General features: G+C 66.9%; 29 protein-coding genes and 1 pseudogene. 1 reads left to right on the forward strand and 29 read right to left on the reverse strand.

Annotated features, from left to right (window positions below; all coding sequences use genetic code 11):
• From BGO20_RS14750 to BGO20_RS23670, 3 genes and pseudogenes are all read right to left on the reverse strand, one after another.
• The coding region (locus tag BGO20_RS14750) for a glycosyl hydrolase 108 family protein (protein ID WP_299858258.1) at positions 1 to 115 on the reverse strand (115 nt) is incomplete at its 3' end.
• Between the two features lie 56 nt (positions 116 to 171).
• The gene (locus BGO20_RS14755; RefSeq protein ID WP_298921868.1) at positions 172 to 321 is read right to left on the reverse strand and encodes a hypothetical protein; all 150 of its coding nucleotides are present in this window, start codon (positions 319 to 321) and stop codon (positions 172 to 174) included.
• 144 nt (positions 322 to 465) lie between these two features.
• Positions 466 to 552 (reverse strand): annotated as a pseudogene (locus BGO20_RS23670) (DUF7940 domain-containing protein); the annotation flags it as partial.
• 183 nt (positions 553 to 735) lie between these two features.
• Between BGO20_RS23670 and BGO20_RS14760 the strand changes: the two are divergent.
• Complete coding sequence (locus BGO20_RS14760; RefSeq protein WP_291664509.1) at positions 736 to 1,773, forward strand: acyltransferase family protein; 1,038 nt, start codon at positions 736 to 738, stop codon at positions 1,771 to 1,773.
• Here the strand turns inward: BGO20_RS14760 and BGO20_RS14765 are convergent.
• The 26 genes from BGO20_RS14765 to BGO20_RS14890 form a co-directional block, all read right to left on the reverse strand.
• Entirely contained in the window at positions 1,738 to 2,697 is a 960-nt protein-coding gene (locus BGO20_RS14765) for a hypothetical protein (protein WP_291664508.1), read from the reverse strand. The genes BGO20_RS14760 and BGO20_RS14765 overlap by 36 nt on opposite strands.
• Complete coding sequence (locus tag BGO20_RS14770) at positions 2,684 to 2,896, reverse strand: hypothetical protein (RefSeq protein WP_291664507.1); 213 nt, start codon at positions 2,894 to 2,896, stop codon at positions 2,684 to 2,686. Before BGO20_RS14770 ends, BGO20_RS14765 begins: the two co-directional genes overlap by 14 nt.
• An 11-nt stretch (positions 2,897 to 2,907) precedes the next feature.
• Complete coding sequence (locus BGO20_RS14775) at positions 2,908 to 4,068, reverse strand: glycine-rich domain-containing protein (RefSeq protein WP_291664506.1); 1,161 nt, start codon at positions 4,066 to 4,068, stop codon at positions 2,908 to 2,910.
• Between the two features lie 2 nt (positions 4,069 to 4,070).
• Positions 4,071 to 4,706, reverse strand: coding sequence for a hypothetical protein (locus BGO20_RS14780; protein ID WP_291664505.1), 636 nt, complete (start codon positions 4,704 to 4,706; stop codon positions 4,071 to 4,073).
• A complete protein-coding gene (locus tag BGO20_RS14785) occupies positions 4,703 to 5,797 on the reverse strand; it encodes a baseplate J/gp47 family protein (RefSeq protein ID WP_291664504.1) in 1,095 nt (364 codons plus the stop codon). The genes BGO20_RS14780 and BGO20_RS14785 overlap by 4 nt, the downstream gene beginning before the upstream one ends.
• Before the next feature lies 1 nt (position 5,798).
• Complete coding sequence (locus tag BGO20_RS14790) at positions 5,799 to 6,326, reverse strand: phage GP46 family protein (RefSeq protein WP_291664503.1); 528 nt, start codon at positions 6,324 to 6,326, stop codon at positions 5,799 to 5,801.
• Between the two features lie 4 nt (positions 6,327 to 6,330).
• Entirely contained in the window at positions 6,331 to 6,858 is a 528-nt protein-coding gene (locus BGO20_RS14795; protein WP_291664502.1) for a phage baseplate assembly protein domain-containing protein, read from the reverse strand.
• Positions 6,855 to 7,952: a hypothetical protein gene (locus tag BGO20_RS14800; RefSeq protein WP_291664501.1), complete on the reverse strand. Its 1,098-nt coding sequence runs from the start codon at positions 7,950 to 7,952 to the stop codon at positions 6,855 to 6,857. The genes BGO20_RS14795 and BGO20_RS14800 overlap by 4 nt, the downstream gene beginning before the upstream one ends.
• On the reverse strand, positions 7,952 to 9,196 hold the full coding sequence (locus BGO20_RS14805) for a DNA circularization N-terminal domain-containing protein (RefSeq protein ID WP_291664500.1): 1,245 nt from the start codon (positions 9,194 to 9,196) through the stop codon (positions 7,952 to 7,954). The genes BGO20_RS14800 and BGO20_RS14805 overlap by 1 nt, the downstream gene beginning before the upstream one ends.
• A complete protein-coding gene (locus BGO20_RS14810; protein WP_291664499.1) occupies positions 9,196 to 11,670 on the reverse strand; it encodes a phage tail tape measure protein in 2,475 nt (824 codons plus the stop codon). The genes BGO20_RS14805 and BGO20_RS14810 overlap by 1 nt, the downstream gene beginning before the upstream one ends.
• 77 nt (positions 11,671 to 11,747) lie before the next feature.
• Positions 11,748 to 12,116 (reverse strand): hypothetical protein, encoded by a 369-nt coding sequence (locus BGO20_RS14815; RefSeq protein WP_291664498.1) that lies wholly within the window; start codon positions 12,114 to 12,116, stop codon positions 11,748 to 11,750.
• On the reverse strand, positions 12,113 to 12,496 hold the full coding sequence (locus BGO20_RS14820; RefSeq protein ID WP_291664497.1) for a hypothetical protein: 384 nt from the start codon (positions 12,494 to 12,496) through the stop codon (positions 12,113 to 12,115). Before BGO20_RS14820 ends, BGO20_RS14815 begins: the two co-directional genes overlap by 4 nt.
• 23 nt (positions 12,497 to 12,519) lie before the next feature.
• Positions 12,520 to 14,025, reverse strand: a complete 1,506-nt coding sequence (locus BGO20_RS14825; protein ID WP_291664496.1) for a phage tail sheath subtilisin-like domain-containing protein — start codon at positions 14,023 to 14,025, stop codon at positions 12,520 to 12,522.
• 3 nt (positions 14,026 to 14,028) lie between these two features.
• Positions 14,029 to 14,280, reverse strand: coding sequence for a DUF2635 domain-containing protein (locus tag BGO20_RS14830; RefSeq protein WP_291664495.1), 252 nt, complete (start codon positions 14,278 to 14,280; stop codon positions 14,029 to 14,031).
• A gap of 24 nt (positions 14,281 to 14,304) precedes the next feature.
• Entirely contained in the window at positions 14,305 to 15,039 is a 735-nt protein-coding gene (locus BGO20_RS14835) for a hypothetical protein (RefSeq protein WP_291664494.1), read from the reverse strand.
• A complete protein-coding gene (locus tag BGO20_RS14840) occupies positions 15,039 to 15,284 on the reverse strand; it encodes a hypothetical protein (RefSeq protein ID WP_291664493.1) in 246 nt (81 codons plus the stop codon). Before BGO20_RS14840 ends, BGO20_RS14835 begins: the two co-directional genes overlap by 1 nt.
• A gap of 185 nt (positions 15,285 to 15,469) precedes the next feature.
• Positions 15,470 to 15,832: a hypothetical protein gene (locus BGO20_RS14845; RefSeq protein WP_291664492.1), complete on the reverse strand. Its 363-nt coding sequence runs from the start codon at positions 15,830 to 15,832 to the stop codon at positions 15,470 to 15,472.
• An 11-nt stretch (positions 15,833 to 15,843) separates the two neighbouring features.
• On the reverse strand, positions 15,844 to 16,893 hold the full coding sequence (locus BGO20_RS14850) for a major capsid protein (RefSeq protein ID WP_291664491.1): 1,050 nt from the start codon (positions 16,891 to 16,893) through the stop codon (positions 15,844 to 15,846).
• Positions 16,894 to 16,896: 3 nt separating this feature from the next.
• Positions 16,897 to 17,541 carry a head decoration protein gene (locus BGO20_RS14855; protein ID WP_291664490.1) on the reverse strand — a complete coding sequence of 215 codons (645 nt, stop codon included), beginning with the start codon at positions 17,539 to 17,541 and terminating at the stop codon, positions 16,897 to 16,899.
• Positions 17,542 to 17,551: 10 nt separating this feature from the next.
• Complete coding sequence (locus BGO20_RS14860; protein WP_291664489.1) at positions 17,552 to 18,859, reverse strand: S49 family peptidase; 1,308 nt, start codon at positions 18,857 to 18,859, stop codon at positions 17,552 to 17,554.
• The gene (locus BGO20_RS14865; protein ID WP_291664488.1) at positions 18,856 to 20,460 is read right to left on the reverse strand and encodes a phage portal protein; all 1,605 of its coding nucleotides are present in this window, start codon (positions 20,458 to 20,460) and stop codon (positions 18,856 to 18,858) included. Before BGO20_RS14865 ends, BGO20_RS14860 begins: the two co-directional genes overlap by 4 nt.
• Positions 20,460 to 20,711, reverse strand: a complete 252-nt coding sequence (gpW, locus tag BGO20_RS14870; protein ID WP_291664487.1) for a gpW family head-tail joining protein — start codon at positions 20,709 to 20,711, stop codon at positions 20,460 to 20,462. The genes BGO20_RS14865 and gpW overlap by 1 nt, the downstream gene beginning before the upstream one ends.
• Positions 20,711 to 21,367, reverse strand: coding sequence for a phage tail protein (locus tag BGO20_RS14875; protein WP_291664486.1), 657 nt, complete (start codon positions 21,365 to 21,367; stop codon positions 20,711 to 20,713). Before BGO20_RS14875 ends, gpW begins: the two co-directional genes overlap by 1 nt.
• Positions 21,367 to 21,534 carry a hypothetical protein gene (locus BGO20_RS14880; protein WP_291664485.1) on the reverse strand — a complete coding sequence of 56 codons (168 nt, stop codon included), beginning with the start codon at positions 21,532 to 21,534 and terminating at the stop codon, positions 21,367 to 21,369. The genes BGO20_RS14875 and BGO20_RS14880 overlap by 1 nt, the downstream gene beginning before the upstream one ends.
• Positions 21,535 to 21,538: 4 nt before the next feature.
• Positions 21,539 to 23,404, reverse strand: coding sequence for a phage terminase large subunit family protein (locus BGO20_RS14885; RefSeq protein ID WP_291664484.1), 1,866 nt, complete (start codon positions 23,402 to 23,404; stop codon positions 21,539 to 21,541).
• A complete protein-coding gene (locus BGO20_RS14890; RefSeq protein ID WP_291664483.1) occupies positions 23,401 to 23,916 on the reverse strand; it encodes a hypothetical protein in 516 nt (171 codons plus the stop codon). The genes BGO20_RS14885 and BGO20_RS14890 overlap by 4 nt, the downstream gene beginning before the upstream one ends.
• Positions 23,917 to 24,026: the final 110 nt, after the last annotated feature.

The raw sequence follows: 24,026 nt of genomic DNA on the forward strand, positions 1-24,026 counted from the left end.
CGCGCTGCGTCACGCCCTTCATCGTCGCGCCGCCCGGGTCCTGCGGGTGATTGGCATAGCCGCCCTCATGCACCAGGACGCGCGCAAGCGCCGGCGCGAAATTCTGAGCCGTCATTGATCTCTCCGGTGGGTGAAGCTGTGGCGCCGGCTATTTCGACCGGATAGGCAGGATCACGGTCCTGTCCATGGTGCGGCCGCCGTCGTCAGGATGACCGCAGCCGGCATCTGGACCGCCTGATAGGAGGCGACGGCGGCGGCCATGAGCGCCGCAGCGATCGCGGCCTTGCCCCGCTTTGTGGCGATGATCTTATTGATCGGCATCGCCGCCTCCCGACACCGACTGCTGGGCGACGAAACGGGCAACGAAGGCGCCGGCTGTGACGGCGAGCGATGCAGCCGCGAGCCAGCCGCGAGCCAGCCGCGCGGCACGGGCAGTACTTCTTGCACCAGTGGGAGAGCGGCCTCGGCGCCGGCGAGGACGCCTGCCCCGATGATGAAGCGGATCGACCACGCATGGCGAAGCACCCGCCGCCAGTTGCTGACGAGGCTCATCGGCCGAGCCCCGGAACTCGCCAGAGATCGCCACCAGGTGGCTGGTGCGGCGTGCAGCCAAGCAGAAGCGCGAGCGCCAAAGCGCCCGCGAGAACGACGCGGATCATGGGTAGCTCCGGACAGAAAAAACGCCGCCCGTAGGCGGCTGTGGCTGGTGGGGCGGGAACGTGCTAAGCGCCAGATATGAAGCGGCGCATTCTGGAGCTCGACGGCCTACGCGCGATTGCAGCGCTGGCGGTCTTTCTGATCCACTCGGGGGGCTTCGGGCTTCGCGCCTTCGGAGAAACCGGGAACGCCTTCGTCGACCACGGAAAATACGGCGTGACGCTGTTCTTCGTCGTCTCTGCCTTCTGCCTCTGCCTGAGCCTACCTCAGGCGTTCGAGGGGACACCCGTCGACTGGCGCGCCTTCTTCATCCGTCGCTATTTTCGGATCATGCCGCTGTTCTACGCCGTCTGCGCCGTGACCGCGGTGATCAAGATGCATGGTGGCATGCCGGCGCAGCACATTGCCGAAGTCCTGGTCCGCGAGGTGACGCTCATCAGCATCTTCGACCCCACGACGAGGAATGCCCTGATAGGCGTCGAGTGGTCGATCTTCGTCGAGTTCCTGTTTTACTTCATGTTTCCGTTCGTGCTCGCCTGGCTCATCACCGCGCCCTGGAGCATGGTCGCCGTAACCGCGATACTGATGTGGCCGCCGGTCTGCGAAGCCATCACGACGTTCCTCGGCATTCAACAGCCTAACTTCACGATCTTCTGGCACTTCCACTCGTTCTTGACCGGGATGCTGGTCTACCGGCTCCTGATCACCGACGAGAAGCAAAGGCCTACGATCGGGTCGGCGCTGTTCCTCGTCGCCATCGGATTGAGCATCGCTGCCGTCAGTAAGCACGAGAACGGCTTCAGCGTATCCGCCGTTTCCTTGGCCGCGGCATGCACCATCGCCGCAGCCCATTACGGGAGCCCGCTGGTCATATGGTTGCGCTGGAAGCCGCTCACGCTTGCCGGGCAGATCAGCTTTTCGATCTACCTGCTTCACCCGCTCGTTATGGGAGCGGTCGGCGAGTTCGGCTTCTTGACGCCGATCCAGGCTGCGATCGCGCTGGGCCTAACCCTTGCTGCTGCCTACTGCAGCTATCGTTTGGTCGAGATGCCGGCGCAGAACTTCGCCAAGCGGCTCATTTCACGCTGGCCAGAGCGACCGGTAATAGTCGATTAGCCGGCCCTCGAACCTGGCGTAGTTGTTGAACGCCCAGGTCTTCTGATCACCCGTCATGTAGACGTAGTGGACAACCCATCCGCCTTCCGGGAAGCCGGGGCGCGGCATCGGGTCGAACCACTCGGCCAAATCGACATCGGAGTTGTTGACGCCTTCGCAGGCATCCGGCGACATCAGCGGCGCATGTGCATCAACGGTCGGGCTCCCGTGGAAAACGTCATATGAGGCGAAGTCCGCAGAGATCCAGAAGGTGCCGCTCTCGAAGATGATCTTGAGCGGATGATCGTCCGGAAGTGCAGGGTCCTTGTTCTGCCAGAGGAAGGTTCCCATGAAACGCCCAGCCTCAGGAACCCAGCGGATGGAGGGACAGGCGAAATAGATGTCCGGGTAGAACAATCCGCCCGCGGGGGCCCAGGTGTGCAGATCGGTGGAAGTGACGATCCGCATGCTGAAAGCGATGGGCTTACCGTCTGGCCCGATGTTGCCCTCATCTGTCTCCACCGCCAGCGCGTACCCGCCTGGATAAACGCACGCGCTGGAATTGAAGACGCTGAACCCGACGGGCGCTTGGAATGCCTCCCACTCCTCGCCGACCCAGGTCCACGTCTCAGGGTCGACTTCCCGCGCCATGACGCTGTTTTCAGTGAAGGCGACGTCCGTCGTCGTGAAGACGATTACGCGGCCATCGTCGAGCGTCAGGACGCAGCCGAGATAGCGATCGGTCGGCAGGTCGCCGACTTTGTAGAAGCATCGGCGCACCGCATCGAATTTCTCGATGATGATGCCGTGGCCACAGGTCGCCGACCAGGCCCGCCGGAAGCCGGCATGATAGAGATCGCCATTCAGCACGAACGGCGTCTGCTCCCATGCCGGGATTTCGGCTTTGGCAATCTTGGGATGGGTGAAATACTCAGTCCTGGCCATCTGTCGCCTCCTCCGGAACGACCGGACCCGGCGCGGTGAATTTGCCTCCGGCTACCGTCCAGCCCTGACCGACGGCCTGACCGCAAGGAATGAATTCGGCAGCGATGTCAGGATGGAAGCAATCCCCGATTTTGCCGCCCTCCGGAGGCGTAAAGGTCTCGACGACATGGTCATCGATGACGCGAGCGTACTTCTGCATCGAATCGCTCCTCAGTACTCGATGATGACCATGCCGTCGGCGCCGTCGGTGGCGTTCGTGACGATGCCGGCAACGCCTGACGAGCCTCCGCCGGGCTGCTGACCTTTGAACGAGTTGCCGCGCGAGGCGGCCGTTCCTGGAGTGTTGTAGGTGCCGGCACCAGCCGAGGCCATGTAGACGGCCCCAATGACGTAAGCATTTGCTGCGACTTGACCATCGAGATTGATCTGGCCCCCAGTCCCGACCCCTTTGATCACCGAAGCCAGTGCTGCGTATCCGGCGTAGCCAGAACCACCCCCACCACCGCCTGTTGCGGAGAGCAGAGATCCAACGGATGAGGTCCCCCCCTGAAGCCCATTGGTGCCGCCCCCGGCCACGGTGCCCTTGGCGCCGCCGGCCCCGACGACGATAGCGATGACGTCCCCCGGCGTGACCGAATAGACGCCTTCGGCGTACCCTCCGCCGTTGCCGCCGGCGCCGGCGCCGTCGGCGCTGATCATTGAGCCCCCGCCTCCGCCAGCGCCCCAGACCCGCGCACGAATCTTGAAGACGCCATCCGGAACCGTCCAATTGGTGGTGCCGGGCACACCGTAGACATCGACGCTACCCGGCGTGCTCTGCGTGATGCCTGCCATCTGGATCGAGGTGCCGTCGTACATGCCGCGGAACACGGCGCCGGCGACAAGGTCGGAGGCTTTTAGCGCCGCGCCGCCGGGGCGAACGATCGGCTTCGTCCCCGCAAGCCCGGAGACCGCCAGCGCGGCCGGACCAGTATTGGTAATGCCGACAACGAAGTTGATATCCGCTCCGACAAGCGCCGACCAATCGGTCGGCTGTGGGACCAGCGTAATGCTCGGGGCGTTAGCCGTCCCCGCCGAGGTGCCGCCGAAATTCACGCGGCCCGACTGAATCGCGAGGGCCAGCAGTTCGTCGGCATCGAAAGTAAGCCCGGCCGCCTGGAACAGCGTAATGAACTGAGCCTTCAGATTGTTGAGGAACTCCGCTCCTAGCGGGGTCCCGTCCTCAGAATTCTCATCTGTGCAGTCCCTGAACCAGCTGAAGCCGTCGCCGGCGGCATCACCCGTACGGCCAGGGCGGCTGCTGACGCTCTGAGGCGTCGTGAGGTAGGGGCCCAGGACGTCGACGGCGGGCGGAATGAGTGGCTTGACCACGGTCAGGCTCCTGTCGGCTGGATAAGGATCTCGGCATGTGCCGGGACGAAGGGCTCGAGAACACAGCGCAGCTTGGCAACGTCGAAACCGCAGCGCCTCAAAAGGCCCGACCGGTATCGCCCAGAGCGGGCGGGGCGGAAGGCCGGCAACTGCTCCATGGCAGCGATGTCGACCAGGATGACGAGTGTTGAGCGAGGCCGCCCGGCGCCGCCGGCGCGGGCCCGGCCCGCGCGGGCGCGGCCAACGCGCTCGCCGCAATAGATCGCGGCGCGGGAGCAGACGATGCTGAAGCCCGCCGATGCGGCGGTTCTTTCCAGGAGATCGCAGAGATCGCCCAAGATCGGATGACCCCGAGGGCAGGGGTCCTGCTCGACGCCACAGCCATCGGGCAGTCCGACCTCGGCCGCCCATTCCGGCTTGGTTTCGACGGCCGTCGAGCAGAGCAATTCCAGTTCAAGCGCACAGCCCCGGTCGTAGAGCCGCTTCACCTCGTCGGCGACCGCAGACCAATACCCGTAGAGAATTGAGCCGGGATGCGGACCGCCGCTCCTGGTCTGCCAGGCCCGGCCGCGGGGCAGGTAGGCGAATACGGCGGCTCGGACATCCTCGATCGACGGGCAGAGACGTCCGAGGATCACGAAAACACCGGGTCGCTGTAGGTCGCGATGCTGCCCGCCGAGACGGTGACGTTGCTCGCCGGCAGAATGAGGTCATGCCGGTCCTCGCCCGCAGCGTTGGAGATGGCCTGCCCGATCCAGGACCGGGAGAAGCTCTGCGGCGTGGCCAGAAACGGCATGGCGGGGTGCGGAGTATCGGAGCCGGCGACAACGCCGCGGCGGCGGACGGTTGCGCGGATCTCGTCACGGATGACGTTGCGGACACCGATGAGATTCGGCTTCAGCTCGTCGATTTCGACCGGGATCGGCTGCGCGACCGGGGCCGCGACGATGATGTCGGCGACACCGGAGGCGCCGACGACGTCGAGGTAACTCTGCACGCGGGCGATTTCGCCAGCGGGCGGAATCCCGTCCTCGTAGATCCCGTCGAAGAGCGGGAAGACCCGAACCGTGCCGGGGCCATAGGGGCGGCGCTCGACGAAGACGCGGCTGACCCCGCTAACCTCGCTGGCCCAGATCACATAATCCGACGGCCGGGCGTGGCCGGGGCGGTAGGCCTTGAAGAACAGCAGCCGCTCCCGGTAGCTGTCATAGCTTTCCCGATCCGCCCCGCCGGTCAGCCCGGCACCATCGACCACAGCGCCGTCGACGCCGGCGATCGTCATCACCGTGCCGGGCAGGGCGACACCGCCGGCGCCCGGCTCGACGGCCATGACCTGGATGGCGATATCACCAGGGCCGGAGGTACCGATATCGGCGACGACGCTGTAGCTGCGGCCGTCGCCCCTGGTGACGATGGTTCCGGCGGAGACAGCGATTGCCGCGGAAACTGTTCCGACGACGAGCCCCGTTGCTGCGGTCGCCTCCCGGATCGGCAAGTCGAGATCGGCGCCGTGATCCTCTAGGACCTCATCGGCGCAAGTGCGGGTGAAGATCTGGTCCTTGATCCAGGCCTGGTAGTCGTAGACTTCGGAGAGCCCGCCGCCGAAGACCTTCGCCGAGACCGAGACGTTGTTGGGCCATAAACGGGCTAGCGCCCCGTTTAGGGCGCCGTCGAACCCGGCGCGCAGCCTGGCCGCGATTTCGCTTGGTGTGGAGATCGGCCAAGGCATGTCAGACCTGGTTCCAGAGGATCGAAAAGCGCTGGGAGAACACCACGGTGCCGTCCTGACTGAAGGCATCGACGAAGAGGTCGATCGTCTCGGCCGCACGGTCCATGTCGACCGCGACGTCGAACCGGGCGACGGCGCCCTGCAACCGGATCGGCTCCAGCGCATCGGTCGCGGCGTCACGGATCTTCTGCGGGAGATCTGCGGTCAGCGCCGAGCGCTCGTAGATCCATATCCATGAGCCGAGGTCGGTTTCGCCGAGGTCCTCGCGGACATCGATGCGGTCGCCGAACCAGCCGCCGCGATCGGCGGTGTCGAGGACGACATGCTCCGGGGCCCGCTTGTCGGTGAACAGGGCCAGCAGGATCGCAGTGGCGAGACCGGCGCGAGAAGCAAGGCCGCCCTGCGTCCCCGCGCTTCCGCTAGGGTCGGTCAGCGCCCAGTCACCCTCGGAGAATTCCGGGTTCCAGACGGTGTCCCAATAGGCGGAGAGCGGCACCGCGGTGCCGTCCGTGACGATGCGGATGTCCATGGGTTCAGATCGAGCCGGCCGGGCTGTCCGGAGCCGCGGGGCCGATGCCGGCAAAGACGTGCTGCGATGGTCCGTCTTGCGTCATCACCGGGGAGTACGGGGGCTTCCCGAGATAGACTGCCGAGCCGTCGAGCTGGATCCAGTCGGAGGCCTCGACCTTGACCTTGCCGGCCCCACGGGCATGCAGGTTCTTGCCGCCGTGATCGAGATCGGCCTTGTCGGCGAGCAGCTTCCAGACCAGGCCGAAGGCGTTGTAGAGCGCCGTCGCACCGACCGGCAGACTCCTCGGCCGGGCGCCGAGGAGCTCGAACAGGATGGCGATGGTACGCTCTGCGCGGCCGCCGAGACGCAGCAGCAGTCCCTCGGATCCGGGCCCCGGATTCGACGACAGCCCGAACTGCTGATGGCGGACAATACCCTCGAGCTCCTCACGGGCGAAGCCGCGCGCCGTGATCTTCTGATAGTCGCCGCTGTCGTCGCTGCCCATCAGCCGGCCGCGGCTGATCATCGCGCGGGTCTGGTCCTGGCTCATTCGTCCTCGCTCATCGTCCAGGAGGATCCCGACTTGTTGCCCTTGCCCTTCTTGCCCCCATAGGCGCGGGGATCGACGAGGCTGAGGCTGGCCTTCGATCCGCCGCCGTTGCCGTCGCTCTTCGTCTGGGTGCCGGAGACTCTCTCGATCAGCAGGTCCTGGCGCACATCGAGCCAGGGCGATTCAACCCAGACCAGGTTTCCGGGCGTCCACAGCGTCCCTGCTTCATCGCGCCAGCCCGGCTGCTCGAGCGAAGCCTTCAAGGCGTTTCCGGCCGCACGGTCGCGGAGATGCTGCGCATACTCCTTGGCATCACTCTTCTGCAGGTCCTTGTCGGCGATCAGAACGCGGGTGCGCGGTCCTTCGACACCGTCATCCTCGCTTTGTTCTTCGATTTCGGTCGAATCGGCGCCGGTGCCGTCCGGGCTCTGGCCGCGCACGATGTATTTGTGATGCCGCTTCGAGAAATCGTGGGTCGCCGAGGAATCGCCGAGCGTCCGTCCCTCGATGAGGCCGCCGGCATGGCGGCGCCCGGTCGCACCCTTGGTGATGGCGACGGCCCCGTCGGCTTCGCCGCGAAGCGTCAGCCGGCGATCGCGAGTCATCCGCTCCAGGGCGGCAAAGACGGTCTCGCCAGGTGTGATCTGGAAACGCGGGATCACGATGCCGGCGCCGGTATCGGCCACGATCCGGCAGTTCGTCTCGTCCAGTGCTTCGGCGATCTGCTTCGGCGTCATAGACCGGAAGCGGCCGGTGCTGTGCACTGCTGCGTTGTCGACCAGCGCTGCGCCGGTGCCCCGGGCAGCGATCCGGAAGCTCCGACGTCCCGACGTCATCCCGGGCATCTTGCTGTCCAGCTTTCCGGTGAAGACCAGATCGCCTTCGGCGCCATCAACGTGGGAGCTCCGAACCACGATCGGCGCCCGCCCGGAGAAATAGGCGTGGATCTTCTCCAGGTTGGCGTTGTCAGGCGCGACGTCGAGGGTCAGTGATCGTGCCGCTTCGTTGATCGCCGCCGTCCAGGTCAGGCTTTCCCAGTCCGGCCATGGCTCGCCGCCGACCATGATGCTGACGTTCTCACGAACTTCGAGCATCAGGGGCCGCGCCCGATGGTGACAGTCGGTGCCAGCGCGCGGAACCGCGTCGGCATGAAGGCCGGCCGCGGTACCCGGTTGAAACGGCGGAGTTCGCCTGCGCGGGCGGGGTCGGCATAGAGCGTCCAGGCCCAGACCAGCGCCGGCAGGCTCTGATTGGTCTCGACGGTCACACGCGGCGCCAGATCGAGCGCGGCGGTGCCAAGATAATCGACGACGGCGCGCTGGAGCTCCGCCAATCCGGTGACGACCGAGGATGCTGCCGGTCGTCGGCCAGCTGATTGGACGACAGCGACGATGGCCTCCGATTCCGCCCCGGCGCGAGCGGCGAAGTTGGTGCGGGCAGCCTCGGCGCCGTCGCGATCGGCGTAGCTGGTGCGGGCGATCGCCTCCGCCTCGACGCAAAGCGCGGAGATCCGCGCCAGCGAGGCCAGTGCGGATGCGTTCGCCGCAGCGGCGACGTCCGAAGCTGCGGCGCTGTCCGGAACCGCGGCGACGAGAGATCGCAAGGGCCGGAAGCCGCCGGCGACCGAGGCGGGGTCCATCCCATCGGCAAGGTCGACGGCTGCCGTGGTCAGCTCGGTGAGCAACTCGGCGCGCCGGTCATCCTCGGCAACCTCCGCGGTACGGAAGCCCAGGCGCGTCAGCGTCATTGCGACGTCGGCAGATGCGGTCGAGCGGGACGCCGCCCGGACTTGGTCGACGGCTGCGACGACGCCGGCGAAGCTGCCGATCGCGGCATCGACGACATAGGCCGCGGTGGAAACGGTCTGCAGCATCGTAGCGATCTGCTGCACGGCCGTCCCGAGCAAGCCGGCGCTCGCGGTGAAGACCAGATTGGCGAGGTAGTCGACGCTGACCCCGGCCTGGCGCGGCGGGCTGACGACGAAGCGCATCGACAGCGAAACATAGCCGTGCTTCGAGGAACTGCGGTCGCGGCTGAGCTCGAGTGGAGAGACCTGCACCGGCCCCACCATGGGCAGGACCAGCAGGCCCGGCCTGTCATCCTTGAAGGTGGCGCTGAGCGCGGCAGCCTCGATATCGGCGCGGGATGAGGCGACGTAACCGCGGATCGTGATCTCGCCGGCGCCTGGGCCAAGGCGCTCGACCGTCCAGGATCCGTTCGGGATCTCGTGCACGGCCTGGCGAAGAAGATCTCGGATGCCGTCGTCGTCGGTTTCGAAGGGCACCCCACGGAAAGATGCCGGGCGCAGATCCCGCGCCCAGTCGCGGCCAACCGGCATCAGTAGTTCATCCCGTCGGCCGAGGCTTCAGGCATCGTCCGGCCGGTCGATCCGACGCCGGTGCTGCCCGTGGCGGAAAGATGGCCGGTCGCCGAGATCGCTTTGTCGAGCTTGGCCTCAAGCTTCGGATCGAGCTTCACGCTGACGTCGACCTTCACGTCGGCCTTGCCTTCGAGCTCGACCTTGTTATCGCGCTTGAAGTCTTCCATGCGCTGTCGATAGAGCTCGTTGGCGCGATGCATGCGCTTGCGCCCCTCGTTATGGACCTCGCCCGGGGCGACATCCTTATATTTTTCCGCATTGGCCTGGCCGATCTCATAGATCGCGTAGCCGAGACCCGCCGCGACGGCGCCGACACCCGTCCCCAGCCCCAGCCGGGCGAGAAAGGGAAGCCGGGAGGCCGTGGCCGCCGCACCGCCCCCCGCCGCGGCTGTGGTCGCCCCGGACAGGGCGCCGGCGCCGCCGAGGCGCGCGGCAGCGGCGGTCAAGGCAGCGGCCGACTCATTTAGCGCTACCGCCGAACCGGACAGGCCGCCCGCGCCGGTCAGCAGGCCCAGAAGCTTAGCTGACCCGTAGACGCCACCGCCGACCGCGGCCAAGGCGCCGAAGGCTGTGGCCACCTGCTGCCCGCCGGTTGAAAGCTTCGAAAATGAATCCAGCACTTCGCTGAAGCCGTCGAGGCCGAACTTGATGATCCTCTCGTTTGCGGAGCCGACGGCCAGCACGAAATTCTCGACGGCGCCCTTCGCCTGCTCGAACGAGCCGCCGATGCCGCCCATGATCTCGTCCGCCTTACGCTTCGCGAAGTCCGGATCGTCTCCGACCTTGGTCAGCTCCTTTCTGGCGGCGTTGTACTCGTCACGCTGTCGCTGCGTGATGCCTGCCTTGCCACCATGCTTGTCGGTGAAGAAGGCGTTGAGCTGGGCCAGGGTCATATTGGACCCCATGATGTCGTCGAGCAGCTTCTGCGAGTCGACCCGTTCGGCCGAGACCTTGTAGAAGTCACCTGCGGCCTTCGCGACATTGACCCGATCGGAGGGCCGCATCGTGCCTTTTTTGGTCTTCGGGAATTGCTGTTCAACCGCTTCGGTCACCGCCTGGATGAAACGGCCGCGGTCGCCCAGGATCGACTTGTCGGAGAGCACACCGGCGAGGCGGGCGCGGGTTTTGTCGGTGAAGCCGGTGCCCAACTGCAGCTTGAACTGGGCTTCCAGCGCCGACGTCTCCAGCCGATCGGGCATCGAGACGTATTTCGAATAGTCGATGCCGGCCGCATTGAGCGCGGTCAGCCCTTTCTTCGTCGGGGCGACAAGCTTCGACGATGCCGCGCGAATGAACACACCGGCTTCGTCGCCGCGGAGACCCCCGCGCCGGGCCAGGGCGGCAACCGCCATGATGGTCTCAGGCGACAGCCCGGCTCCGGTCCCGGTCGCTGCGGCGAATTTCAGCGCCTGTTGAACGTCGTCGTCGTTCATGCCGCCCAGTTTGGCCATCTTGACCAGCTGATTCGTGGCCTTCTGTGCCTCGGCGAGCGCCTTTTCCTTAGTCGAGATGTCCTTGCCGGTCGCCTGCAGATAGGATCGGATGGCCTCCGCCGCGCGCTGCATGTCGGCTTCCATGACGAGCGCATAGTTCTTCACGTTCTCGATCATGCCTTGCGCCACGACGGCCTTCATCTGGCCGGTGATGGAGCTCGGCAAACCCTGCATCGATGCCGTCTGTGCCTTGACGATATCGAGGTTGGTGAACTGGGTTTCCTGGCCGATGCGCTTCGCCTGCGGGATGAGGTACTGCTTCTGCGCCTCTGCAGGGATATCCGTGAATTCCCGCTGCTTCCTCACCGCGATATCGAACTCGGCGATCGACGTCGTCGCCTGCGAGGCCAGGCTCTTGCCCATGCGGGCGGCCCCGACCCCGGCGATACCCATGGCGGCCCCCCAGGCTTCCCGGCGCTGGGCCCGGCGCTCCAGAATGGCGTGCTGGCGGCGCTGCGCGTCGGTAGCGGCTCGCGTGGCCGACTCGAGGCGTCGCTGTTCCGAGGTCAATCTGGTGACGTCGACGCCGATCTCGCGCATCGAACCGCGGGCAGAGGCCAGCACGGCCTTCTGGTCCGCAAGGGCCCGGCCAGTGCCTTGCAGTTGCTCGCGCAGACCCTGGTAGCGCTGCGCGAGCGCCTGGGTCGGCGGGCCGATCTGGCTCATCTCGCGCGCGGCTGCCCGGAACTGCTTCCGCGCTTCCTGGTGCGCCCGCGCCAGCTCGAGCGTCCGCTGTGCAGTCTGCCGGTATATCGAGATCCGCTCGGCTGGAGCGGCCGCCGCCATCGCCGACTTCACGGCGCTGACCTGTTCGGCGACCGTCTTCACCTGCTTGGCGGCAGACGACAGCGCCTTCAGCTTCGACGCGACGGACTGGAAGGCGGCCGCAGTCTTGTCTTCCGCCGTGATGACGACGCGTGACTGAAGATCGCGCGCCATCTATCGACCCTTGTTCCGCTCGCGCCAGTCCACAGCCCGATCCAGCAGCTCGACGAGATGCGGCAGCGGCAGCTTCATCACGTCGCCGGGCGGCCAGCGGAGTCCGAAGAGGAGGTGGTCGGCGTAGTCGTCCCAACCCCCTCCTGCAGGCGGTACAAAAAATCGCAGAGCACCTCGTGGACCCTGCGCGCCAGCTTGAACCCACCGGCGATCAGCACCGCCGGTTCGGCGACCTCATCATCGCCCGTCGTGACGCAGCGTTCGGCGTACGCCTTCAGCCGGTCGAGATGCTCGACGGTGAAGCCCTCACCGTCGACGTGTCGGGTCGACAGAGCTTCGCCGATGTCCATGTAGTCGAAATAGGTCGGGGCTCGGACCTTGACGTGGTCGTAGACCTTGGTCCCGATCGTGACCGGCTTCTCGAGCGGGATCCGGACCGGATTCAAAGCGCGGTCTCCTGATAGCCGTCGACCGGGAAGGAGAATTCGACGCCGCTGACCTGACCGGTCTTGCGATCCCGCTTGATAGTGCCGGTCATCTCCGTCTCCGGCATGACATGCATGCGCTTGGCGGTCTGCTCGATCAGCGTCAGGTTCTCATCGACGAGATCGAAGACATCCCGGAAATCCGGACCAGAGATCGTTTCCAGGATATCGACGGTGAGCTTGCCGGGCAGCATCTCCTCGGTGCTGTAGGGCTTGCCGCTCGCCGTCGCCTTGCTATCGCGAGACTTGCCGAGCGTGTCGAGCTCACAATTGCCGATGATCTCGAATTTTCGGCCGGCGAAGATGAGCGTCATCTTGCCGCCGAAGCGCTTGGTCGCCATGGCTGGCTCCTTTCAGGGCTGGATCAGGCCGCGGCCTGCTGCGGGAACTGCCGGAACAGCACCGCGGCGGTCCGGAAGACATGGAGCTGGTTGACGACGTCGAAGGGCAGATAGACGTCGAGCATGTCGGCATCGGTCTCGTTGCGGTCGACCTGGACGAGTTGGGCGAACAGCCCGGAATTCTCGACGACACCCGCTCGCTCAAGCCGGCTGTACTCGGCGATGAGCGTTGCCTTCGCCTCCGCCGGCGACGTGATCGCCTCGAGATCGTAGCGGTCGGTCGAGGCCAGGCCCTGGCGACCATGCGCAGTCAGCACCGCGTTCCTGATCGAACGGACGACGTACATCGCCTGGTAGACCTGGTTGATGTTGAGCCAGGTCCAGTCGATCGCCCCAGTCGGCGCCTGGGAATAAGTGGTGATGACGCGGTCGATCTGGACGGTGCCGTCGCGCATGACGTCATAGGTGGAGATCCCGTCGTAGAGCAGGGTCTCCTTGTTCGATTTCGTGAACAGCTTCAGCCGATCGCGCGCCGGCTTCACCCCCTTCAGCGCCAGGGTCCGCAGCGGCCGCGAGATCTCGCCGTTGCCGGCATCGGTGAGGTGGAAGCCGGCGATCGCGGCGACGGCGGCCGCCCAGATCTGGCACCCGGTCGGCGAGCCGTCGAAGCCGATGATGGATTCGTGGCTGTTGTTGCGCGCGCTGCCGAGGCTGGACAGCGCGCCGACGGTCGCCTTCTTCGCCGTGATCATGTGGCCGTAGATCTGCTGGTTGTCGTGCCAGCGCTCGTCGAACTCGGCCTTGATGGCGTCCAGGGAGACCGTATCGGTCCACGGCTGGCCCCAGGTGTCGAACTCGTCGTCACCAAGCGCGGCCAGCGCCGTGGTCCACTGCGCGAGCGCCGGCGTCGCGGCACCACCGGACATCGCAGTCACCACCGACTGCGTCCCGCCGATGGCGTTGCCGCTGGCCGGGACATAGATGTCGATATCGTTGCCGAGCGCGCCGGGATGCCGTGCGGTCAACTCGACTTCGCCGGCATTGGCATTGGTGGCCGCGGACACCTCGACGAGCGCCGCGTTGATCGCCGCAGCCAATGCCGTGGCCGCCGTGATCTGGGTATCGGCCTTCGTAACGGCAGCGACGACCTGGACACCGCCGATCTCGACGATCATCGGGCCGGAAATGCCGCCGCCCGGGATCGCCGCGATCGCGATCATGCCGGTGGCGGCGTCGGCACCGGTCGGATCCGGCATCGGCAGCGCCCAGAACTCGTTCGTCGGCCGGTTCATCATGCCGGTTCGGCACATCCTAGCAAGATCGGAGCCGGCGCCGAAATAGGCGTCCGCGGCGATCTCAGACGGGACCAGCACGGGAACCGACAGCGTCGCGCTGCCGGAGGCGAGCTTCTGCGCGATGTACAGGGTGCGCGGGCGGTCCTGGTAGGGCGTACCGCCGCTGCGGACCTCGACATGGAACAGCCCGGAGCGGGTCGTCGAGGAGATCTGGTCGAAGGTCGTCGTCGCCATGGCTTACTCCTGCTGGGCCCGAGTGGTACGGCGGCCGCCGGTTTCCGGTGCCGGGGCGGGCGAGGTGACCTCGGCCGCGGCTGGCGCCGGAGCGTCCCCAGCGGCGCCGAGATCGATGAGATCGCCGGTGAGGATGAGGCGGCGGTAATAGGCGGTGTCCGGCACTTCGATGCCGTCTGCGGGGATCGGCATGCCGCCGGGGCCCGGCTGGACGACGCGCGCGCCATCCGCCGGCCTGACCTTGATGGTGGCCATCGTGGGTTCCTGTTGCTGGAGAGGTTAGGGAGTTGGAGGCGCCGGCAGCTCGACGGTGACGTCGATGGTTTCGACGGTCTCATCGTCGCCCGGTTTCGGCTCCATCGCCGGGCGGAATTTCATGGCAACGGTGGCGAGGCGCTGGACCTGCTCGGCCAGGGTGATGGCGGCGCGGTTCTCCAGGATCTGTCGGACCTTGTCTTCGGCCGGCCGCGCCGCGGCGAGGCTGGCGATGACCGCACCCCATCGATCGAGCCCTTGTGCCGGCTGGTTCGGAGCGATGGCCGGCGCCTGCTGCTCGATCTCGAACACCCTGGCGCTCAGCACCAGCAACCGGTGCGGCATCTTCGTCGCGCCCGAGGCGTCACGCACCGTCGTGGAATTCTTGTCGACGTGCTGGACGAGGCCGGACCAGGTCGGATCGCGCTCCAGCGCCCAGTCGATTTCCTGTTCCAGGATGTCGAGCAGCACCTCGGCGGTATCCCAGTCGTCGGCCGCGATTTCCGCAAATGCCCCTTCAAGCGTCGCCAACGAGATCTGTATGAGCATGTCGACGCGACGGTTGGTCTCGAAGCGAACCTCGTTTTCGTCGACCAGGACGTCCTCGGTGCTGACGATGACGACAGGAACGTAAGGATCGTCGGAGGTCCGGTCGATATGGCTCCAGGCCGAGTCGAAGACGGCAACACCGGCAAGCGCGGGTGAGGCTTTGATGGCGGCGAGTGCCGCGAGCCTGAGAGCGATGCGGGTCAGCGACATCAGCCCGGGTCCTTGGCTTCCAGCACGCGGCATTCCACGCGCGAAGGTCCGCCGGGCTCGACGTCCTCGGCCACCCACGCGCTTCCGTCGTCCTGCCGCAGGATCAGATCGCCGCGGCGAATGCCGTAGGGCACGGTGGCCGAGCGCCAGGTCGTCGGGATCTGGGTGCGTTGGAACGAGATGACGACGACGCGGGTGCCAGCCGGAAGCCCCGGAATGGAGAGGCCTCCGACCTTGCCGTTCATCTCATGGCGAGATTCAGCGGGAGCTTCATGGAAGACCCCTGCGCGGACGACCGGCGCACCCAGAGGAAGCGGCCTCGTCGGGTCTGGGGCTTTGTTGGCGCGCGGCACCAGTTGGAACGGCTCGCCGTGCCGCGCGTCTATGATTGCTTGCGCGGCGTTGTGCCGCGCAGTGAAGGCACTCGGCATCAATCCGGGTCGACAGCCTCGGCCGGGGCGACATCGTCGCCGTCGGCCTTCTTGCCCCGCTTGGGCGCCGGTGCCGGGCTGACCGGCTCCGCGGCGGGACCGCTTTCGACGCGCGCCAGACCATCGTCTCCGTGATCGGCGGCGGCCGTGCCGGCGAGGTGTTCGGTGTCGGCAGAGTTGGCGACGTCGACCTCCTCGGAGATCACCACGCGATCTCCGATCCGTCTCGCGCAACCGGCGGCGATCGCGGCTTCGGCGACCTCGGACGGCTCGTCGAAGGTCAGGCCCTCCGGCAACGTCCGCCGGAAGGTTCCGGCGTCGTCGACGTTGTAGGAGAAGCTCTTCAACATGAGGATCCGCATCGCTGGGCTCCTCAGATCGTCGCGGTGACGACGAGCGCCGGCCGCTTGTTGAGCGGGAGAGGATTCGACTGGCTCTTGAACTCGATGCCGGCGTCGTGATCGAGACGCTCCTGGGTGACATAGATCAGCTGATCCGGGCCAGGGGCCGAGTTTACCTCGGACATCGCGTCGGGCGGCGCCAGATAGGTCTGGAAGGTCTGACGGGTCCCCTCCGGATAGATCCGGGCTTCGCCGGCCGGGATGAACTTGCGGTTCAGCACCGACCCGTCGTCGGCGACGTAGTTGGCGTTGCCGCGATATTCCTCCCAGAAGATGTTGGCGTGCTTGAAGCCGCGCCGGACGTCGTTGCGGAGCACTTCCTGCTGGGAGGTGTAGTACTGATAGGCCGCCTTGACGTTGGGGTGGGTCGTGTAGGCGTCGAAGAACTCCGGCGAGCACAGCGCGCGCGCCGACGTCATCGTCTCGCCGAGCAGGTTGTCCTCCATGTACCGGAGAACCTCCATGTTCTTGTTCTTCACCTCGGTGGTGGTGACGTCGAGTTCGAAGTCCACCGTTTTCCGGGTGATGCCGAACTCGGCGTAGTAGTCGATGATGACCGACCCGTCGGCGTCGAGCAGGACGCCGTCGAGCGCGGACATCCGCATCGCTTCGAGCGTGATGTGATGCTTCGAGGTCATGTCCTCGAGCTTCTCGTTCGTGGCATCCTGGATCCGCTCCAGCACATTGGTGGCGCCGAAGGGAATGCGGTTCTGCAGGTCGGCCGCCAGCAGCGCGTCGATGTGCGGGATGTGCGGAATCTTGAAGATCCGGACATTCCGGCGACCGCGGAGGCCAGCGGTGCCGCGGGCGCCGCGCTCGGCGGTCCGCAGCAGGTTGAGGACGCCGTTCTTGTACTCGATCTCGACATAGGTCGTGGCGACCCCGCGGATCGGGAACAGGTTGAGCTCGTTGGCGCGGCCGTAGTTGTTGGGGACGAGGTTGATGGCGTCCGTAAGGGCCCGGGCCGAGAAGACCGGATCGTCGAAGAGATCCAGCACAGTGCTGTTCTGGGTGGCGGCCATGTGTCAGGCTCCCTGGGCCGAGAGGATGCCGGCCTTTTCGAGTTGGAGGAGGGCGGCGGCTTTCTGGTCGGCGGTCACGGCGACGCCCCAGACCAGTTCGTTGCGGACCACGACCGCCTGGCGGGCGACGGTCAGGATCTTCGCGGCCGCGGAGGTCGCATCGGCATAGCCGATCGAAATCTCGCTCGCGATCTGGCTGCCGTCGGTCGCCGTCGGATCGTAGGGCTTCATTTCCCTGGAACCCGTCGCAACGGTGATATCGAACCCGTCACCGGCGACGAAGGCGGTGCCGCCGGCGGTGATGGTGAAGCCGATATCGTTGGCAAAGGCGGCACCGGCGGTACCGGTGTCGACGACGTCACCGTTCGGGTCGCGAACGGTAAAGGCGGTGGCCGTGGTGAAACGCACCGAATAGATGCCGGTCTTCACATCGGCGAGCTTGGTCACCGCCGAGATTGTGCCGGTTCCGGTGTTGCCACCGGCCTTGGCCGCGGCGGTCGCGGCGCCGGCAAGGACGGCACCGAGGACATGACCGATCTGGATGATACCGGAGCCGGAGGCAGCGATGCGCTCCTCCAGCGAAAAATCGGGCTCGTGACGCTTCAGAACGTCGGAGGGCCGCTTGGGCTCAGTTCCGCGCAGGGTCATGCAGGCCTCCTCAGTTCTTGCCGAACCGCTTCGCCATGCGAGCGGCCAAGGCGTTGGTTTCGGGCTTCTGCGGAGCGGCACCGGTGCCGAGATCGGCCTCGGTGACGCCGGCCATCAACTGGCCGAGACCGGACTTTCCGGCTTCCGGCGTGGCGGCGAGAACCGAGGCCGCCTGTTCCGCGGAGACGTCGGTCTCCAGAGCGAGTGCCAGAGCCGCGGCCTGGCGCGGCTTGGCCGCATCGCAGGTCATGATCGCCTTCAGGCGGGTCTTCTCCTGCGCCCGCCCTTCGGCGAGGCCGGCCTGCTGGCCTTCCTGCCGGGCGGCGGTGACGGCGGTGTTATGCTCCGCCTGGGAAATGCCGGCATCTCCGCCCGGCTCGGTCTTCTCGGTCGCGGACATGCGCGATCCTTTCTGCTGTGACCCGCCGGGACGGCGGTTCGGGCTGCTGAGCTGGGCGACGACGTCGTCCAGGGTGGCGACACGGTCGGCGAGGCCGGCTTCGACGGCGGCGCGGCCGCGGTAGACGCGTGCGCCCAGGGCGCGGACGCGATCTTCGGTCAGACGGGAGCCGCGATAGCTGGCGACGGCTGAGACGAACTCCGCATAGAGGCCGTCGACCTCGCGCTGGACATCGGCGCGGACGGCTTCGGGAAGCGGTTCAAACGGGTTGCCGTCCGGTTTGCCGGCGCCGGCGTGGACGATCGTCGGCCGCACCCCGGCCTTGGCCATCTCGCCCGAGCGGTCGAGGTGGATGAAAATGACGCCGATCGAGCCGACGGAGGCCGTAGGCGTGAGCACGATCTCTCCCGCCGCTGCGCCGATGAGATAGGCCGCGGAACAGGCAAGGGAATTGACGAAGCTGACGACCGGCTTTTCGGCATTGAGCTGCCGGACGAGATCGGCGGTCTCGAAGGCGCCGGACGCCTGGCCGCCCGGAGAGTCCTCATCGATGACGACGGCGCGGACCTGGTTGTCGTTGCGGACGGCATTGAACACCGCCTGCATGCCTTCATAGCTGGTCAGCCCCGATGATGCGCCGATGTAGGCGCCGCGGTTCACCAGCTTGCCTCGCATGGGCACGATGGCGACACCGTCCCCGGCCATGCGGTAACCGGCGAATCTGCCATCTGCCCGATAGACCGGTGTGCCGACGAAGGCCGAGGCCTCCACTGATTGGGGGTCGGCCGGCAGGTCGACAATCGTCTCGGCGCCGATACGCGGGAGCAGGACGGAAGCGGCGATCGCGGCGGCCTCGTGTTCGATCAGCAGCGGCCGGTTGAAGGCGAGGTCCGCGATCCGGAAGAGCCCTTCGCTCATGCCGGCTCCTTCTTTTTGCGGGCGGGCGGCTCCTCGTCGTCGGGAGGAGGCGGATAAGTCGCGGGATCGGGCGGCAGACCATGGACGGGAGGCAGGCCGAGCTTCTTGGCGAACTCGTTTTCCCAGGCGCGCTGCTGCAGCACCTCTTGCCAGTCCAGGCCCTGTTCGGCGGCCTCGTGCTCGAGTGTGGAGACGCCGATCGACATCCGGAGCTGTGCGGCCTGGGCTTCCTTGTAGGGATCGACCCAGCCGCGTCCCGGTCCGACCCAGCGCGCAGCGCACCACGCTGCCCGGGCCTCGTGAAAGGATGGCGCCCCGGCCGGCAGCTTGACCCGGCCGGAATCGACGGCCTCTTCCATCACCGCCTGGTACCAGGGGGCGAGGAAGCCGTGTCCGAAGAACCATTGCCGGGCGTAGAAGCCGCGCCAGACCTCGAGCAGCGCGGCCCGGGCCGAGGAATAATTGACCTCGCCCCAGTCCATGGAAAGCTGCTCGTAGGTGGTGCCGAGCGCCGTGGCGATGTTGCGCAGGCAAGTGCGCTCGAACATCTCGAACTGCGCCGACGGCCGCGATGCCGTCGGGAACGTGATGTCCTCGTTTGTGTACAGCGCGGTGACCTTGGCGCCGGGCAGGTCGACCATGTTCTCGCGCCAGTAGTCGACGCGCTTGGCGTTATAGGCGTCGATGCCGCCGGCGATGGTCTCGCCATCGATCTGGCCGAGGGATTCCATCAGGGCCTTATGATCGAAGTCGGACTTCAGGAAGGCCGCCAGCGTGGCGTTGAGCACAGCGGCCTGCAGCTCAGCTTCGTCATAGCGACCGAGCATCCGCAGCTTTTTCACCACGGTCTTCAGCCGCGAGATGCCGCGGACCTCGCCTGCCCGCTCCGGTTCGAAATGGTGCAGGACGATCCGGCGGCCCCACCGGGTTTCCCGCTCGACCCGCTCGAAGCGGTCGTTCATCGGCGCGGTGATGCCGTCGGCGCTATGCCGGACTCTGACATGGTAGGCGAGGGGCTCGCCCCAGCCGCCGAGCTCGACGCCCTGGCGGAGCACGTCGCTCTCCGGCAGGCCCGGCGGATTGGCCAGCCTGTCAGGGTCGATCAGCTGCAGACAGGTCCGCCATGGGGCCGGGCTGCGCCGCCAGCGGAGGACACCGAAGGCCTCGCCATCCCACATGAAATGCCGATAGGCTAGGGCGAGGTTTCCGGCGACGGGCAGGCGGCGCGCGGCATCACCCCAGTTGTCCGGGTCCTCGGCGTAGATCGTCCACGCCGCCTCGAACTGGTCGCCGACATCCCTGGCCTGATCCGCCGTGATGCCGAGGGCCTTGGCGTTGGGCACTGCTGAACAACGCCAGCCGTCACCGATGATACAGTCGACGACGCGACTGACCCCGCCGGAGGCCCAGCCGTCGTTGCGGGCCAGATCATGGGCCCGCGCCGACATCGCGATGCGGTCGGCGGAGATCGCCGCCTGTCCCGAGATTCGGGGCGGCCGCCAGGCAGCGAGATCCGGATGCGTGCGGGAGGCGCCGACATGCGTCGATTCCGGCGGCCGACCGCGGAGCGGGATGCCGCTGGCGTCCAGCAAGGGCTGCATCAGAACATCACCCGCCGCGAGCGGGCGCGGACAATACTGGGGCAGAGGCCGAGCTGGCGCTCAAGCTCGGCGATATAGCGCTCGAGGTCTGACAGCTTCGCCGGTGACCACTGTGTCTCCTGAATCGAATCCCGTGCGCGCGTCATCGTCTTCACGACGCCGCCCTGCGTCAGCAGGATATGACGGGCGGCTTTTGCCTCAGCGAGCTGCGCCTGGATCTCGGCGATCTGCTCCGGCGTGAGCGACAGCATCAGAAGCCCCTCATCACCGAGCCGAGCGCCCGGTTCAGATCGCCCGGAAGTTCGCGTGCGACGGTGCGCTCATAGGCTTCCCGGCTGGCATCCTTGACCATCTCGACGGGGATCGCCGGCCCGTAGGTCATGGCGATCTTCAGCCGCGACTTGCCGAGGCGCTTGAAGACGTGACCACCCATCTGCAGTGCGACCCGGTTCGGAAACCGGCCGCCCTTCGTGAAGGTGTGATCGAACACCTGGCGCTTGCCCCAGGGCGCCGCCGAGACGCCTCTGCGGGTTTCTCGAGCCCCGAACTGCGACAGCGGAAGATACGGCCCACGGGCATGGACCGCAGCGACGAGGCTCCCGGCCGAGGCGTTCTGTTTCTTCAGCGCGGCCTTCACCCTGGCGACCCTGAGGCCGGTCTGCTTTGGGAGAACCCGCGAGATCTGTGTCATCACCTTGGAATTCGTGGCGTTGAGCGCGCGTGCCGCGGCGACCGGGGCGAGATGCACGGCCTGGGCGAACATGTCGGCCAGCCCGTGCAGGCCAGCGGCGTTGACGTCGATAACCAGCCCGGTCCCGCCGGCGACGGCGCTCTTGCCCGTCGCTCCGGCCGAGCGGAGGCCCTCATAGCGAACGAGCCCGCCCGGCCGGGCCATGAAGATCGCCATCAGCGGCGGGCCAGCCGCGCGGCGGCCGCCGCGCGCGCCATTTCGAGATCGAGACGGGCGGAAGCCGTCACGGCCTTCACCTGTCGGGCGGCCTCGGAAAGATCGCCGCGCAGCACGGCGCGGGCGCCGGCCGCGGTCGCGGCGCGCCTGTCAGCACATCTGCACATCGGGTTACCTCTTGCGAAACAGAGCGGCGAGATCCTTCGCCGCGTCCTTTTTGGCTGCCGTGGGCTGGGGATCGGCGGCGCCGACGGCGAGATCCGCGGCACGGCGAGCCCAGTCCGGGCGGAAGAAATGTCGCGCCGCCGAGGCATAGACGAAGCAGTCCAGGACCTCGGCTCGGCGGTTCGGGATCCGGACGAATTCCCGTTGCGGCCGGCCGCGGCGGTAGACGATCTGCGGCGGCTCGGAGAGCAGCTGCTCGTACCAGTCGCGCGGCAGGTGCCGGGCGAAGTGCACCCAGCCCGGGCTGGGATCGCGCAGTTCGAGGCGCGACCACATGTCCGCTTTGAACTGGTCGACCGAGACCAGCCAGAGCCGGCCCGGCATCTTCAGCTTCTGCGCCCGCTTCACCGGCTCCGGCTGCGGGTTGGAGGCGCCGCGGATCGCATAGGTCCGGCAACCACCATGGCGCTCCAGGGTGAAGGCCATCAGCCGCGCGCTGCGCTGGCGCCCGGAACTGTCGCCGGCGTCGATGCAGCAGGCTTCGATGCCGAGACGGCCACCGAGCGGATGGGCCCAGCGCTGCTGCAGCAACTGGTCGAGATCGCCCCAGACCTCCGGGAAGGCGGTGTCGCCTGTGAGGACCTCGTGACCGAGGGCGAACATCCGGTCCTCGGACAGACCCCAGAGACCGACCTCGAGGCGGTCATGCTGCACGTCGACTCCAGCGACGATGTACAGGACTTCGGCCGGCAGGGCGGCGTCCCAGGCGCCGCCGATCGGATCGAAGGACAACCCGAACGATTCCGCCCGGGCCTGCAGGGTGTCCTCGTCAACCTGCGCCTGGCTAAGCCGGAACGGCCGGCCGAGCACGGTGTTGGTGAACACCTGCATCTCGGACGGGCCGGATTTCTTGGCCTTCTCGTACTCCGCCGCCAGCTTGCCCCAGGCGGCATTGGCGAAAAGCGAGATCAGCGCCGAGAGCCGGAAACCGACATGATCCTTGATCTCCGGCCGCAGCGGGCGCTGCCGCATGCCAGCGATCATCTCGGCCTTCATCCGATGTTCGATGCGGCAGTTCTTCCCGCTCGGACAGCAGAGCCAGGCTTTCTCCGGCTCGCCTTCCGGCCAGCGCATCTGCTCCCACTGGAATTCGAACCAGTGCCCGCAATGCGGGCAGGCGCATTCGAAGATCGTCTGGTTCGACTGCTTCCAGGCCCGCTCGACGTTGCTGACGTTCTCCAGCGTCGGCGTCGAGCCCAGCACGATCTTGCGGTCGGCATGGGCGAAGGTGCGCTTTTCCGCGAGCGCGATCGGATCGCCCTCGACGGTGACCTCCATCGCGTCGGCCTCGTCGATGAAGAGGCGCTTCGCGTCATGCCTGCGGAGGTTGCGTGGACTGCGCGCGGCCAGGATCTTGAGAGAGCCCCCGCCGAGGAAGGCCTTCATCACCATGGTGTTCCGGCCGTCGTTCCGGCCGGTGCGCAGCAGACCGGCCAGCGCCGGCGACTCCTGAAATGCCGGCTCGACCTCGTCGACGGCGAAGCCCCTGGCGTCGTCGTCGGTGGGAACCAGCAGGATGATGGCCGATGGCTGGGTTGCTGCGGAGGCTCCGATCGCGGCCATCAGGCACTTGGTGAAGCCGACGCGGGCGGCCTTCAGCACCGTGACGCGCTCGACCGCCGGATCCCCGATGGCGTCGAGGATGAAGCGCTGGTACGGCCACGGCTTGAACCGCCCGGGCTCCGCAGAGGACCGCTCGGGCAGATAGAAGTGCTCAGCCGCCCAGTCCGACAATGTCAGCCGGGGAGGGGGAGCGAAGAGCCGCAGAACCCGCTCGACGAGCAGATCCTGCGGCCCGACGTGTTTCGTCATGCCTTGCGCTTCGCGGCTTTCCGGGCGGTTTCGACTGCGCCCTGCAGCTTCTCGACCGCGGCATCGGCGAGGCTTTCGCGGATCAGGGCATCGACGACACCGACATCGTGTCGGCTGAGATGCGGCAGCCGACCGGCAGCCTTCGTCGCGACCGCCAGCAGCGACAGCTGGACGGCACGAACGATGCGCTCCAGCGCCGGCGACACCTCATCGATGGCGATCAGCTCGCCCCGGCGGACGGCGAGCCGGACTTCGATCTCCTCCGCTTGCAACCGGGTGAGCCGGGCGCGCTCGACGACGAGGTCATCCTCGCCGGAACGATGGCCTGCCGCCTGGTCGCGGAGGTGCTTGACGTAAGTCTGGACCGACCGGCCGAGATCGTAGCGGCCGGGCGCGACTTTGACGACGAGCTGGCGCTTCGCGAGATCCCGGATGTTCCGATCCGAGCAGCCTAGCAGCTTCGCGAGCTGTTCCTCGCTGACGCCCGGCGCCGCTTTCGGCGGCGTCGCCATGGGTTCATCGGACCGCCGGATTGGCGGCGGAACCCCCTATGGCCGGCAACATTGAGTGATACGGCGGGGGGCGGCGCGCTCCGTAGGCCCCCCCGCCCTCGGAAGGACCC

The organism is Allobosea sp. 67-29, assembly GCF_001898115.1.
Taxonomy (GTDB): domain Bacteria; phylum Pseudomonadota; class Alphaproteobacteria; order Rhizobiales; family Beijerinckiaceae; genus Allobosea.